The 14086-nt window shown below is 59.4% G+C and carries 11 protein-coding genes; 1 reads left to right on the top strand and 10 read right to left on the bottom strand.

The features are described 5' to 3' along the window. Positions 1-54: 54 nt before the first annotated feature. The 8 genes from acs to ACYVGU_RS05745 all read right to left on the bottom strand — a co-directional run bounded on the left by acs (position 55) and on the right by ACYVGU_RS05745 (position 11550). Positions 55-1980, bottom strand: a complete 1926-nt coding sequence (acs, locus tag ACYVGU_RS05780) for an acetate--CoA ligase (RefSeq protein WP_460612003.1) — start codon at positions 1978-1980, stop codon at positions 55-57. A 99-nt stretch (positions 1981-2079) separates the two neighbouring features. Continuing rightward, a complete protein-coding gene (locus tag ACYVGU_RS05775) occupies positions 2080-4014 on the bottom strand; it encodes a propionyl-CoA synthetase (RefSeq protein ID WP_460621269.1) in 1935 nt (644 codons plus the stop codon). Positions 4015-4058: 44 nt separating this feature from the next. Next, the gene (locus ACYVGU_RS05770) at positions 4059-4439 is read right to left on the bottom strand and encodes a response regulator transcription factor (protein ID WP_460612005.1); all 381 of its coding nucleotides are present in this window, start codon (positions 4437-4439) and stop codon (positions 4059-4061) included. Between the two features lie 116 nt (positions 4440-4555). Then, entirely contained in the window at positions 4556-7330 is a 2775-nt protein-coding gene (locus tag ACYVGU_RS05765) for an ATP-binding protein (RefSeq protein ID WP_460621268.1), read from the bottom strand. A 118-nt stretch (positions 7331-7448) separates the two neighbouring features. Beyond that, complete coding sequence (locus ACYVGU_RS05760) at positions 7449-7667, bottom strand: hypothetical protein (protein ID WP_460612007.1); 219 nt, start codon at positions 7665-7667, stop codon at positions 7449-7451. Positions 7668-7828: 161 nt separating this feature from the next. Beyond that, the gene (locus tag ACYVGU_RS05755; RefSeq protein ID WP_460621267.1) at positions 7829-9343 is read right to left on the bottom strand and encodes an MFS transporter; all 1515 of its coding nucleotides are present in this window, start codon (positions 9341-9343) and stop codon (positions 7829-7831) included. A 117-nt stretch (positions 9344-9460) separates the two neighbouring features. Further along, complete coding sequence (locus ACYVGU_RS05750; protein WP_460621266.1) at positions 9461-10990, bottom strand: hypothetical protein; 1530 nt, start codon at positions 10988-10990, stop codon at positions 9461-9463. A 137-nt stretch (positions 10991-11127) separates the two neighbouring features. Continuing rightward, on the bottom strand, positions 11128-11550 hold the full coding sequence (locus ACYVGU_RS05745) for a transposase (RefSeq protein WP_460612010.1): 423 nt from the start codon (positions 11548-11550) through the stop codon (positions 11128-11130). A 360-nt stretch (positions 11551-11910) separates the two neighbouring features. Between ACYVGU_RS05745 and ACYVGU_RS05740 the strand changes: the two genes are divergently transcribed. After that, a complete protein-coding gene (locus ACYVGU_RS05740) occupies positions 11911-12240 on the top strand; it encodes a hypothetical protein (RefSeq protein ID WP_460621265.1) in 330 nt (109 codons plus the stop codon). Here ACYVGU_RS05740 and ACYVGU_RS05735 read toward each other — a convergent pair whose 3' ends face one another. Further along, the gene (locus ACYVGU_RS05735) at positions 12241-13014 is read right to left on the bottom strand and encodes a DUF2490 domain-containing protein (protein ID WP_460621264.1); all 774 of its coding nucleotides are present in this window, start codon (positions 13012-13014) and stop codon (positions 12241-12243) included. Positions 13015-13088: 74 nt separating this feature from the next. Beyond that, positions 13089-14015: a M28 family peptidase gene (locus ACYVGU_RS05730; RefSeq protein WP_460621263.1), complete on the bottom strand. Its 927-nt coding sequence runs from the start codon at positions 14013-14015 to the stop codon at positions 13089-13091. Positions 14016-14086: the final 71 nt, after the last annotated feature.

Genomic DNA, 14086 nt, shown 5'->3' with positions numbered 1-14086 from the left:
GCCTACCTAGGTAAGTCGGGCTTTGATGCGTAGTAGGGGCTAGTAGAAGATAGTCTACTTGCGGCCACTAATAATTTCGTCTACCACCAAAGGGTCAAGCAATGTGGTGGTATCGCCGAGGTTGCTGATTTCGCCTTCCGCTACCTTGCGCAGGATGCGGCGCATGATTTTGCCGGACCGGGTTTTGGGCAGGCCCGATACAATCTGAATTTTATCAGGCTTGGCAATTTTGCCTATTTCGGCCACGATAGTTTCGATGATGCTGGCCTCGATGTGGATTTTATCTGAATCCTTGTCGCAGGCACCTGCGCGGCAAATCACGTAGGCATAGATGCCCTGGCCTTTTACATCATGCGGGAAGGCTACCACCGCCGACTCCACCACATTGGCGTTCTGGTTGATGGCATTCTCAATTTCCGCCGTGCCAAAGCGGTGGCCCGAAACGTTAATCACGTCATCTACGCGGCCAATAATGCGGTAGAGCCCATCGGCGTCGCGGCGGGCTCCATCGCCGGTGAAGTAGTAGCCCTTGTACGGCGCGAAATACGTCTGAACAGCCCGCTCATGGTCACCGTAGGTAGTCCGGATGATGCCGGGCCAGCTGTGCTTAATGGCCAAGTAGCCTTCTTCGTCGTTGCCCTCAATTTCTTTGCCTTCCTGCGTGAGCAGAACCGGCTGCACGCCGGGTAGTGGCAGCCCCGCATGGGTGGGTTTGCTGGGCGTGATGCCTGCCAACGCCGAAATCATGATGCCGCCGGTTTCCGTTTGCCACCACGTATCCACAATGGGGCACCGCTCCTTGCCCACGTGCTGATAGTACCAGTACCAGGCTTCTTCGTTGATGGGCTCTCCTACTGATCCGAGCACCCGCAAGGAGTCCAGAGAGTAGCTGAGCACGTTATCTAGGGGCGCGGCCATCAGGCTGCGAATGGCGGTGGGCGCAGTGTAGAAAATGCTGACCGAGTGCTTGTCGATTACTTCCCAGAACCGGCCCGCATCGGGGTACGTCGGGATGCCCTCAAACATTAAGGAGGTAGCTCCTGAGAGCAGTGGCCCGTAGAGCAGATACGTGTGGCCCGTTACCCAGCCAATATCGGCGGTGCACCAGTAAATGTCGTTTTCCTCTACCTGAAACACGTTGCGGAAGGTGTAATCAGCCCACACCATGTAGCCGGCCGTGCTGTGCACCACGCCTTTGGGCTTGCCGGTGCTGCCGCTGGTGTACAGAATGAATAGCGGGTCTTCAGCATCCATTTCCTCAGCGGGGCAGGTTTTGGCCACGCCTTCGGCTTCCTCATGATACCACACGTCGCGGCCCTCATGCATGTGCACGGGCCAGCCCAGGTGCTCCACCACAATCACGCGGCGCACGCTGGGGCAGTGTTCCAGGGCTTCATCTACCACACGCTTTACCGGAATTTGCTTGGCGCCGCGGTTCAGGCCGTCGGCAGTGAGCACCACGGTAGCCTGGGCGTCGTTCACGCGGTCAGCAATTGCCGTGGCCGAGAACCCTGCGAAAATCACGGAGTGCACCGCCCCAATGCGGGCGCAGGCTAGCACCGCAATGGCCAGCTGCGGAATCATGGGCATGTAGATGCACACCCGGTCGCCTTTTTCTACCCCGTTGTTATGCAGCACGTTGGCAAACTTGCAGACCTCCTGGTGCAGCTCGCGGTAGGTTAGGCGCAGGTGGCGGGTTTTGGTGTCGTTGGGCTCGTAGATGATGGCCAGCTTGTTGCTGCGGGTTGCTAGGTGGCGGTCGAGGCAATTCTCAGTGATGTTGAGGCGCGCGCCCTTAAACCACTCGTTGTGGCCACCCGCCATATCCGAGGTCAGGACGGTATCCCACTTGCGGCGCCACGTGAAAGGAGCTGCCACATCGGCCCAGAACTGCTCGGGGTTTTCGGTGCTGCGGCGGTAGGCCTCGTGGTATTCTTCCAGGGTGCGGATACGGGCGTGTTTGGAGGGAGTTTCAGGCATGGGAATAAGGAGTTTAGGGAGTGTATAGTGAATGGTTTTGCGTCAGAAGAAGGCTAGTAGCCAGGGTTTAGGCTAGAGCAAGGCCTAGTAAACTCGGCATCAGGCGCTGGCGCGCGGCGGGTTTTCAAATGCCTGCCCGATGCCGCGCCGCACCAGCACCTGCCGGATTTCGTCGAGGATGGCGGGGTCGTCGATGGTGGAGGGAATCACTAGGTCGTCGCCGTCGGCCAACTGCCGCAGGGTTTTGCGCAGGATTTTGCCCGAGCGGGTTTTGGGCAAGCGCTTCACCACGGCCGCGTGGCGGAAGCAGGCCACCGCCCCAATTTGCTCCCGAATCAGCTGCACCAGCTCCTGTTCCAGTTGAGGTTCTGCAATGCTCTGGCCGTCTTTTAGTACCACCAGGCCCGCCGGTACCTGGCCGCGCAGGGCGCAGGCAATGCCCATCACAGCGCACTCAGCCACGGCCGGGTGGGCGGCCAGCAGCTCTTCAATCTCGCCGGTGCTCAGGCGGTGGCCCGCCACGTTTATTACGTCATCTACGCGGCCCATAATGTAGAGGTAGCCTTCGGCGTCCTGGTACCCACCATCGCCGGAGAGGTAGTAACCCGGAAACGCATCCAGGTAGCCGCGCTGAAACCGGACGTCGTCGTGCCAGAGCGTGGGCAGGCAGCCGGGCGGCAAGGGCAGCTTCACGGCTACCAGGCCCGTAGTGCCGGGCGGTACTGGGTGGCCCCCTTCGTCCAGAATCTGCACATCGTAGCCGGGCACAGCGTAGCCGGCCGAGCCGGCGCGGGGCGGCGGCATATCTTGAAGGCCCACCATCGTGGCCAGCATGGGCCACCCCGATTCTGTTTGCCACCAGTGGTCTACTACCGGCACCTGCAGCGTGTGGGCAGCCCACTCATAGGTGGCAGGGTCACACCGCTCGCCGGCCAAAAAGAGGTAGCGCAGGCTGCTCAGGTCGTAGCGGTGGGCCAGTGCACCTTCGGGGTCTTCTTTCTTGATGGCCCGGATGGCAGTAGGCGCGGTGAACAGCACGCTCACCTTGTGGTCGTGCACCACGCGCCAGAACGTGCCGGCATCGGGGGTGCGCACGGGCTTGCCTTCGAACAAGACGCTTGTGCAGCCGTGCAGCAAAGGGCCGTACACAATGTAGCTATGGCCTACGGCCCAGCCGATATCAGAAGCGGCCCAGAACGTTTCGCCGGGTGCTACCCCGTAAATGGCACTCATGCTGTACTTCAGCGCTACGGCGTGGCCACCGTTGTCGCGGAGCACGCCTTTAGGCTTGCCGGTGGTGCCGGAGGTGTACAGAATATACAATGGGTCGGTGGCATCGAGCGGCACTGCTTCCACAGGCTCGGCACCTAGTAACTCCTGGTAGTCTATGTCGCGCCCGGGCTGCATATCAGCAGTTACAAACGCGCGCTGATGCACCACCACGTGTTCCGGCTGGTGGTGCGCCAGCTTGATAGCGGCATCCACGAGGGGCTTGTACGGAACGATTTTATCCACCTCCAGCCCACCCGACGCACAGATGATGGCACGGGGCCGGGCATCATCAATCCGGATGGCCAGTTCATGCGGTGCAAAGCCCCCAAATACCACCGAGTGCACGGCCCCCAGGCGGGCACAGGCCAGCATGGCTACCACGGCCTCGGGCAGGTTGGGCATATAAAGTATCACCCTATCTCCTTTCTCGACCCCAAGCTGGCGCAGGCCGCCCGCAAACCGGGCCGTGAGGTTCAGCAGCTCGCGGTACGTGAGGCGGCGCACGGTGCTGGTTACCGGCGAGTCGTACACCAGGGCCACTTGGTCGGCGCGGCCGTTTTCCACATGGTAATCGAGGCAGAGGTAGGCTGTGTTGAGCTGGCCGCCTTTAAACCACCGGTAGAAACCCGTATCGGGGGCCTGGCTGAGCACCGGTTGGGGCGGCTCCTGAAACCAGTGCAGCTGGCGAGCCTGCTCCGCCCAAAACTCGGCGGGAGAAGCCAGGCTGGCGGCATGGGCGGCGGGGTAAGATGAGGCATTCATGGGCGGGAGGGGTTGAGGGCAGACGGGAACCTAGGCGCAGCCAGTTACACCGGTGCCTTAATCAGTTCTTTCACTTTTTCCATCAGCTGGCGGGTACTGAAGGGCTTCGGAATGTAGAGGTCGGCGCCGGCGTCGTAGCCCTTCTGGATATCGGCTTCCTTGCTTTTAGCCGACAGGAACACGACGCGGGTAGCGGCGCGGTCGGGGCGCTGGCGCAGGTGCCGGCACACATGGTAGCCATCCACGTCGGGCATCATCACATCCAGTAGCACCACATCAAACGGCGTGTGGTCCACGGCCTCCAGCGCCTCGGTGCCGTTGCGGGCAATACTGACGCGGTAGCCATTTTTGCGCATCAGAAACTCCAACGACATCACGATGTTGGGCTCATCGTCAACAATTAGAATATGGGGAGGCGTCGGCATGACGAAGGAAATCAAGGTTGTTTTCGAAAGGAACAGGGGCTGAAATCAGAGCAAAACGAGGGAAGCTGGCGGCGGGCTCTGAGTAGGTGAGGCGAGGGTTTGCGGCCGATAAGTGCCTAGGGCGCCGTACCAGGCGGCCCCGGGTCGGGGGCAGCTACTAGGGGCAGCTCAAAGGAAAACCGCGCGCCTTGTTCCGGCGCACTTTCCACCCAAATGCGACCGGCGTGCAGCTCCACAATCTTTTTGGTGATGGCCAGCCCCAGCCCCGAGCCCTCGGGCTTGCGCATGGTTTGGTTGCGGGCCTGAAAAAACTTGTCGAAGATGAGCTGGTGAAACTCCGGGTCGATGCCTTTGCCGTTGTCCTGCACCGTGATGCGCAGGGCGTCGCCGGGTGTTTCCACCACCACCGCAATGCGGCCCGTACCATCGGGCCGGCACGATTTGATGGCGTTGCTGAGCAGATTCATAAGCACCTGCATCAGCCGGTCTCGGTCGCCGAACAAGGGAGGCAAACCCGGCGGCACCGAGAGGTCGAGGTGCAGGTGCTTGTCGCGCAGGAGCTGGCCAACGGCTTCCAGCGCATCGGTAATGACATCGGCCACATCCACGGGGCTTTTTTCCAGCGTGGCCTTCCCCGATTCGTACTTCTCCAGGTCAAGCACTAGGGTAATCAGCCGGCTCAACCGTTCTGATTCTTTGGTGATAATCAGCAGAAACCGATGGCGCTCGTCTTCCTCCAGATCGGGGTTATCAGTGAGGATTTCCGACAGGGCCCGGATGCTGGTGAGCGGCGTGCGCAGCTCGTGCGTAACGGTGTACAAGAACTCGTCTTTATGCTGATCCAGCTCCTGCAGCTGGTCGTAAGCGGCTTGCAGCTCACTGGTGAGGCGCTGCAATTGGCGCTGCTGTTTCTGGAGCTGGCGGTTGGCTTCCAGCAGTTGCTGGCTTTCCTTCAGAATGCCCACTACATTGTCAAAACTGATGTCCTCTACCCCTACCGAGGAGCTGAGCAGCAGCCGCGCCGAAGCCGGACCAATGGAACCGGCCAGCAGCTTCTCCACATAAGCCAGCAGCCTGGGGTCGGCCTGGGGCGGGGTTACGCCTTCGGTAAGATGCGCATCCGGAAACCGCTCCTGAAAGGCATGTAGGGCCTGGTTGGTGCGCTTTTTACCCAGGAAGCCCGTGAGCAACACGCGCACATCGGGCAGCGGCGCCACGCCCTGCCAGCCGGCCGGTCCCTCGAATGCGTTGCCATACCGAAACACATCCACGAATACGCTGGCCTGGTGCTGCTCAAGGGCCGTTGGTGCCCGCATCAACGACACGCCCACGTAGCACCCTAAGTTGAAAAACCAGCTCCAGAACAGCCCATGCGACAAATAATCCAGCCCTTCCAGCCCGAACAGCGCAAACGGGCGGAGTATGTGCAGTCCAAACAGCCCTTCGGTTAGAATGGCATCGGGCAGCAGGTCGGGACCGATCATCGTGGGAAATACCAGCGTGAAAAACCACACCACAAAGCCCGCCAGAATACCGGCCGTGGCGCCCTGCCGCGTGCCGCCTTTCCAGTACAGCCCCCCGAGCACCACCGGCACAAACTGCGCTACCGCCGCAAACGACACCAACCCAATATTGACGAGCGGCAGCAAATGGCCCACCTCGGCATAGTAGCCGTAGGCCAGCAGTAGCACCAGCACCACCGCCAAGCGGCGGCTGTGCAGGGCTATCTGGCCGAGGTAGGCAAACCAGCGCGGCCCCTCGGCGCGGGCCGCCGGAATGCGCACCAGCAAAGGCATAAGCAGGTGGTTGCTCATCATCACGCTCAGGGCAATGGTTTCCACGATAATCATGGAGGAAGCCGCCGACAAACCGCCTAGGTAGATCAGCAGCGCCAACCAGGGCTGCCCCGCTTGCAAGGGCAACGCCAGCACAAACGTATCGGCGTCTAGCTGCCCGGCCCCATCAAGCAAGCGCCCGCCAAAGGCCAGCGGCATCACAAACAGGTTGATAACAATGAGGTACAACGGGAACAGCCACATGGCTTTGCGCAGGTGGTCCTCGTTCACGTTCTCTACCACCGACACCTGAAACTGCCTCGGAAGCAATAGAATAGCCGCCATGCTCAGCAGCAGCAGCGTAAACCACTGGGCGCCACTGGTACCGGCCCCGTGCAGCGTGAACAGGCGGCGCAAATCGGGCAAGGCCGCGGCCCGCTCAAATACATCGGTAAAGCCATCGAACAGGCCATAGGTCACAAATAGGCCGGCGGCCAGAAAGGCTACTAGCTTCACAAGGCTTTCCAAAGCCACGGCCAGCACCATACCCTCGTGGCGCTCAGTGGTCTCGATGGAGCGTACCCCGAAGATGATGGTAAAAAACGCTAGGGCTACCGTGGTGATAAAGGCCGAGGAAACCGCCACACCGCTGGTCGCCAGCATGTTGCCGTCGCCGCCAGTCAAAATATCAAAGGAAGCGGCAATTGCCTTGATTTGCAGCGAGATGTACGGCACCACGCCCAGCACGCACACTACCGTTACGAGGGCGCCCAGCCAAGCACTTTTCCCATAACGCGCCGAGATAAAATCGGCAATGGACGTAAGGCGCTGCAACCGGCAGATACGGATGATTTTGCGCAGCACCAGCCAGGCCGCCGGGGCCATCAGGGTGGGTCCCAGGTATATCCCGATGAACTCGAGGCCAAAGTGCGCCGCCCGCCCCACCGAACCATAATACGTCCAGGCGGTGCAGTACACGGCCATGCTCAGGGCGTACACGTAGGGGTTGCTCACGAGGCTCCGTCGGGCCGCCGAGCGTCGCTCAGCCGCATAGGCTACCCCAAACAACAAGGCGAGGTAGCCGAAGGAAAAGCCAATGACGAGCAGCGTATTCAAGGGTGGGAAGCGAGTGGGTGAACAGAACCAGAACGAGGGGCAAACGGACCGCCAGGTGGTAGCGCAGAAGGTAGGTAGAACAGGTTTGAGGCCTGAGGGCAACTAGTAGCGCAGCGGCTTATTCTTTGCGGCGCACCAGCCAGCCCGTGAGCAGCACCAGCAGCACCCATACCACAAACACGTATAGGTACAGCACCGGAATGCCGGCCACCAGCCTTTCCTGGTCAACAACGCCCAGGAAGGGAAACGTAAACAGCACCGCAAACAGCACCGCTACAAACAGCAGGCGCTGGCCGCGGCGTTGCTCAGGGCGCTCTTGTAAAGAAGGGCTGGCCATGGCAGGGTTGCTACAAGGTCGAGGCCTAGTCTTTTTCTGGGTCCTAGACGGTGGGAATGGTAAGTTGTAAAAAAGTCCGCCGAACCACCGGCCCGACGGACTTTTCTTCCGCAACTCAACTCATGAGCTGACCGGAATGTCAGTACAAAGTCAACGAAGGGCTAGGCCGCGGTTTCTTCGTCCATGAGCTTCACGTTGCGCACGTCCTTCATCAGGGCTTGACCGATAAACCAGCAGATTAGGGCAATACCTACCGGATAAATCAGGCCGGCCAGCGTGCTGTGCTCCTTAATAAAGGGCGTATCGGAGGCGGCGGCGCGCAGCGTGAGGGCCGTGGCAATCAAGGGCACAAAGCCTCCGAAAACGCCGTTGCCGATGTGGTACGGCAAGGAAAGCGAGGTGTAGCGGACTTTGGTCGGGAACAGCTCTACGAGGTAGGCGGCAATGGGGCCATAAGCCATTGTCACGAACAACACCAGGCAGAACGTTAGCGCCGTCATGGCCAGCAGGTTCGGCGAGAGGGCCTTCATCACGGCCGGAACGGCTTTGCCAGTGGCATCAACGGTGGCAGCGGTTACCTCCGAGAGCGGGCCGGCAAACTGCTTGAGGCCGTAGAAGATGGGGAACGTGAACAAGGCTCCGCAGAGCAAGCCCATCATGATGATCTTCTTGCGGCCAATACGGTCAGAAAGCGAACCGAAATACACAAAGAACGGCGTGGCCAGAATCAGGGCGCTGCACAGCACCAAGCTGGCATCTACCAGGTCAAGTTTCAGCGTGTTCTGCATGAACGAGTACGCGTAGAACTGCCCCGTGTACCACACCACGCCCTGGCCCATGGTAGCGCCGAACAGCGAAATCAGGACTAAACGACGGTTTACGGGGTTCACGAACGACTCGCGCAGCGGGTTGGTGCTCGTCTTGCCTTCCGACTTGGCTTTGGCAAACAATGGCGACTCATGCAGCTTCCGGCGGATGTAGTACGAGGCAATTACCAGCAGACCCGAAAGCAGGAACGGAATGCGCCAGCCCCACTCCTTGAAGGCCTCTTCACCCATGGTTTTGCGCGTGATGATAATTACCAGAATGCTCAGCAGCAGGCCGGCCGTAGCCGTAATCTGGATGAAGCTGGTGTAGTAGCCGCGGCGGTTGTCCGGCGAGTGCTCGGCTACATACGTGGTAGCGCCGCCGTATTCGCCGCCTAGGGCCAGGCCTTGCAGCAACCGAAGCAGCGTCACGATAATGGGTGCCGCAATGCCAATTTTATCGTAGCTCGGGATAAGGCCCGTCACGAAGGTAGCGCCGCCCATAATCAGCAGCGTGAGCAGGAACGTGTACTTGCGCCCGATCATGTCGCCGATGCGACCAAAGAACAGCGCGCCAAACGGTCGCACCACGAAGCCCGCCCCAAACACAGCCAGCGTGCCCAGAATCGTATCCTCGATTTTACCCGTGGACCCGAACAGCACCGGCCCAATGATAGCGGCCAGCGACCCGAAGATGTAGAAGTCGTACCACTCGATAACGGTGCCCACCGAGGAAGCGGTAATCACCTGCCAGATTTTGCTGGTCGAGACGGTGTTGTTGTCGTGGGCAATGGCATCGTCGGCAGAGGACGCGCCGCCCAGGGGCGCGGCGCCGGCGTAGGCGTCGCGCTGCGGTAAATTCTGGTGCATGCGTGGTGGGAGTTGTGGTGGTGAAAGAAGATGCCAGAAGTCAGAAATAAGCCGGGCAGGCGCAGAGCAACGCAGGGCATTCCCCAACGCTTTGCCCCCCTTCCGGGCCTAGCGCACTTACAGCGAAACCTGGGTCTGGAGCGTGATTTCCGGACGATATTTCACGTCGTTCACGTTCGTGAAATCGGGCCGGGCGCGGTAGTTGAGCGTGAATTTGGCGTTGTGCCCATCGATGTAGAAGTTGGCGCCCGCATCGAAGATGTTCACGTTTTTCTGCTCGCCATTGCTGGTGCGCAGGCCTTCGTAACCGGCTAGCAGGTGCGATGCATACGGCTGCATCCGGAGCTTGGGGCCAAACAGGTTTTTGGGGAGCAGGTAGCCGGCCTGCACGTAGCCTACGTTGCCGGTGCCGGAGTGCGGCACGGCGTTGCCGCGGCGGGCATCGGCACCGTAGCCGGGGTTAGCGGCTCCAATAAAGCGCACATGGTTGGGGCCCATGTTGTAGTTGTAATACACGCCGTACACTGTAAGGGCCGTGCCGGCATCCTTGTTAATGGGCGTATCAAAAAACACATCGGCCGAAAACAGAGCAATATCATGCTTTTCGGTGCCAATGGCGGCGGTTTGCGCGGGCGTGAAGGCAGTGCCGGGCACGCTCACGATGCTGTTCGTGGGCCTCGACACCATGCCATCCTTGTTGTAGAAGAAGCCCGCCCCAATGTTGAATACCCGCTTGGCGCCTAGGTACGTTCCCACGTTAAAGGGCAGCAGGTTGGCTTCCTGATCCAGGAACTCGTAGCTGAAGTAGCCCTGGTAGATGTGGTTGGTGCCCTGGGGGTTGTACTGGGCGGTGTTGTTGCCAGTGCTGGTGGTAATCTGGTCAGGAGCGGCACCAGTGGTTACGGTGGTGCCCAGGCCTAGCGGCGTGCTGAAAGCGCCCGTCTGGTTGGTCAGCATCGACTCATTCACCGACAACGCGTAATCGAGCTTACCTACGCGGCCCTTGCCGTATACGCCAATGCCCCGCACAAACTGGTCAATGGCTTCAATGGTGGGCCAGTTGGTGAGTGGCGCATCCAGCGTAAGGAAGTTAATGGTGCTGGAGCGCGTCATGCGCGAAAGGCCGTTCTGGTAGTGCATGCCGGCACCCAGGTTCAGGTACTGGTTCACTTTGTACTCCACCACTGCCTCGTGCACAAAAATCTGCGGCTTCTTGCCATCAACCGTTGGGTTAAAGCCACCACTTACAGCCGTTTGGTTGTTAATTCCGATGTGGCTGTACACCAGAAACCGAGGGTTCAGCTGCGAAAGAATAATCAGACGGGAACGCCTAAGGGCAAAGTCCAGCTGGTCGTCCTGGGGTTTACCGGGAGCACGCAGCGTGCCGGTGTTGTTCTTAGTGTAACGCGACCATACTTGGTGCCAAGTGATGAAACGCACGTACTTGCTGCCATCGGGCGAGAGGTTGAACTTCATACCCGCGCCATACGGGGCCGACTCAGTAGGAACCTGTGGCACAGGCGGATTGGCGGGCTCAGCAGGCGGCGGAGCAGGCTGCCCGCCGGCGGGCGGAGGCTGTATTTGAGCCGTAGCACCGGCAGCTGTAAGCAAGGCACTCACGGCCAGCGCGTAACGAGTGGTTCGCATGGGTTTTGGGGGATTTGGGGTTGGGATGGATCAGGATGAGCAGCTAGCAGCCATACGCCACCGAACTGGTGTCCCTAAGTAGAGGATTCCCCGCGCAGAAGTCACGCCCACGTTATAGTTCTGCTAACCCTATAGCTCTACCCTTGCCGAAACCGCTCCCATCGAATCATCATGTACTTATCGCCGAGTTCTGTGACGACCAGCCCTGCTCCTTTCAGGTTCTCGGGCTTCTGAAAAAACTCTGCCAGCTCTTTCTGATTCAGAATTTTATACGTGGGATGATACTCGGTCTGGCGGGGCGCTTTCACCCCGTATTTTTTCACCCAGTTCATCACCGAAACGTGGCTCACGCCCAGCAGCCGCTCAATTTCGCGGTAGCTCACCCCCTCCACATAGAGTTGCAGCGCCTTGATGACGTAGTACGAGTTGATTTCCTTTCCGGCCTTTGCCACCGAAAAGTGGTAGCCGCAGTTCTTGCACTTAAATCGTTGCCGGCCGCCCACAATCCCACTTTTGGTTGCATCAGCGGCATCACATTTCGGGCAGACAGGAACTGACATCAGCAGGTAAGTAAGTGGTTACTGTACTAAAGCTATAGCATTTTAGTAAAGATATACTATTTTAGCAAAGATTGTATACAGACATAACTAAGCAACAGAATGGGAAGATACCGACCATATAGCAAAGTGAGAGGAGGCAAGCGCCACTTGATGCGGCTACAGGCTGGCAGTATTAAGCCAGCTATCCTTTCTATTGATGCACTTTTAAAACGCCATTATTTCCACGAGTTGCTTGGGTTGCACCCGTGGCACTGGCACCACCGGACACCACCTAAGTTAGTACGGCAGCTAGCTGCGCAGCATCTGCTCACCACCTTTTTTGCCTGGCAACCGGTTTTAGTTTCATTAGGAGAACCTAATGTGTCCACTATCTGGTTGGTAGGGCCTGAGTTTGCGCACAGCTCAGAGGTGGTTGTGAGTATCCGGGAGAATAGGCGCCAATACCTGGAAAGCGACCATGAGCCCGATCCGGCCGGACCTCCCTTACCGATAGAGTATGCTGACTTGCCCGGCGCAGATAAATTGATATGGCGCACGCAGCCCTATGAAGTATGGCACGAAGCGAACGACTACCCCGACGGCTGGCCCGACGACTTCCTCCGCCGCCCCCATTATGAATACGAATACCCGGATGGGGCCCGCTATCTGGTGGTGCAGACCGGCTGGATGTGGGTAGGTCAGCTGCCCTAACTAGTCTCCCGTAAAATCCAGGTTATACAGCACATTTAGCCGGAAACCGTGGTTGATTTCAAATACCGGCCGACCCAAAACAGGCTCCGGTAAGGCGTGCTGGCTAATTTGGTAGAGGTAATTCAATTCTACCTTCGTGTTTTCGCTGAACTGGTAGCCTAATCCACCGGAAAGCCGGTTTTGGTTGAACACGTTGTCGCCGACGTTGCGGCCGAAGCCGAGGAACACTTCATCGAAGGCATTGAGGTAGTATTCGCCATCTTCAACCGTGGGGCCTTGCAGCGGAAACTGCACCGAGAGCTGGTAGCGGATGCGGTTTTGGTACTCCCAGTCTTGCACCGGGCCACGGCCTTGCTCATTGCGGGAGCCTAGCCAGCGCTGCTCCAGGCGCAAGCGGTGCGTAAGCGTGAGTCGGCCTAGCGCGTCCAGCAGGGAAATATCCTCATACAGGCGCTGCTCGGGCTCCGGCCGGTTAGGTACGGTGGGGTAACTGCCGTAGCGGTGCGCCTGGAAGTATGTGTAGCCACCCGAGACGCTTACCCGTTCCGACAGCTCCCGCACCAGCCCGAGCCGCGCCAATTGCTGTTGTGGGGCGCGTAGCCAGTTCACGCGGCGCCATTGATACTCGGTGTGAAGCGCCCATTTTTCTGAGAGCTGGTGGTCGCCGGCGTACACCAGCCAGCCGAGGGTGTTGCGGTCGAGCAGGCGCTGGGCTTGGCCGTAGCTGGCGGTTGCCAGGGCGCTGCACCCTAGCAGAAGCAAAAGTTTTTTCATGAAGAGGGCTGCCACGGGCAGACAGGTACTGCTGCGTACGCCGCCGGGCCCTCGGAGTTGGCGGCCCTTCTCGATTACATACTCAGGATGGTAGCCAGCACGGCATCGACGGCCAACCCCAAGCGGCGCATATCCAGGCGGTTTAGGGTGTCGGTAGGCTCGTGATAATGCTTGTTGCGGTAGAAGGCCGTATCCGTGAGCAAGACGGCCGGATAGCCGAAGTGCCAATAATTGAGGTGGTCCGAGAAGTCGATGCCGGGCAGCCAGGCGGGCGCCTTAAAACGCTTCACCGGCAACGTAGCGCTGGCTTTGTAACGGCGCGCAAACTGACGTCCAAACCGGCCGTTGCCGAATTTCTGCGCTACCGTTACGTAATTACCGCGGCTACCATACACCCATTTCAGCGCCCCCACCGGGTAGTCCTGGCTGCCGGTTTGGTCGTTGAAGTAGCCTAGCATTTCCAGCGCCACCATGCCGCGCACGGGCACGCCAGCATCGTGCAGGCTCTTGGCGTGCATGTAGCTGCCCATCTGCTTGGTCCGGAAATACGGTGGCTCTTCCAGCGTGTAGGCTACTAGGTCGATGCGGTAGGGCAACTGTGGCTGCTGGCCCAGCAGGCGGGCCAGCTCCAGCAGCGCCGCCACGCCCGTCCCGTTGTCATCGGCTCCGGGCTGCTCACCGCACACATCATAGTGCGCCCCCACAATCAGGCGCGGACCGGTTTCGGGTCCGAAACTACCTAGCACGTTGCGGTAGGTGCGGCCCTGAACCGCGTAGGGCTGTTCACTAGGCCTAGCGCCGGCAGCAAGCAGTTGGGCTGTAATGTAGTCGGCGGCTTGGTTGAGACTGGCTTCGTGCAGGTAGTTGCGCGGTTCAGGCGTGGTAGTGAGGGCCACGAGGTGGCGGCGCAAACGGGCCGTATCGGCCGGACTAGGTGCCGCCACGCCACAAACCGAGCTCAGCAGCAAGCACGTCTTCACAACCATAGTTCGTAGCAGCATAGCGTATTCCCTTTACTAAGTGTAGCAGCTAGATGCTGGTCGGTTACTTTTGGTTGTCTGTGCCTTTATCT

This window comes from Hymenobacter tenuis (assembly GCF_054780495.1).
The sequence above is the reverse complement of the archived record's forward strand: the minus strand, read 5'-3'. Positions and strand labels throughout refer to the sequence as shown.

Coding starts and splice junctions, on each gene's coding strand:
- ACYVGU_RS05775 (WP_460621269.1), bottom strand. CDS start 4,014: ATGAATGCCTCATCTTACCCCGCCGCCCATGCCGCCAGCCTGGCTTCT.
- ACYVGU_RS05770 (WP_460612005.1), bottom strand. CDS start 4,439: ATGCCGACGCCTCCCCATATTCTAATTGTTGACGATGAGCCCAACATC.
- ACYVGU_RS05730 (WP_460621263.1), bottom strand. CDS start 14,015: ATGCTGCTACGAACTATGGTTGTGAAGACGTGCTTGCTGCTGAGCTCG.
- ACYVGU_RS05750 (WP_460621266.1), bottom strand. CDS start 10,990: ATGCGAACCACTCGTTACGCGCTGGCCGTGAGTGCCTTGCTTACAGCT.
- ACYVGU_RS05735 (WP_460621264.1), bottom strand. CDS start 13,014: ATGAAAAAACTTTTGCTTCTGCTAGGGTGCAGCGCCCTGGCAACCGCC.
- acs (WP_460612003.1), bottom strand. CDS start 1,980: ATGCCTGAAACTCCCTCCAAACACGCCCGTATCCGCACCCTGGAAGAA.
- ACYVGU_RS05745 (WP_460612010.1), bottom strand. CDS start 11,550: ATGTCAGTTCCTGTCTGCCCGAAATGTGATGCCGCTGATGCAACCAAA.
- ACYVGU_RS05760 (WP_460612007.1), bottom strand. CDS start 7,667: ATGGCCAGCCCTTCTTTACAAGAGCGCCCTGAGCAACGCCGCGGCCAG.
- ACYVGU_RS05755 (WP_460621267.1), bottom strand. CDS start 9,343: ATGCACCAGAATTTACCGCAGCGCGACGCCTACGCCGGCGCCGCGCCC.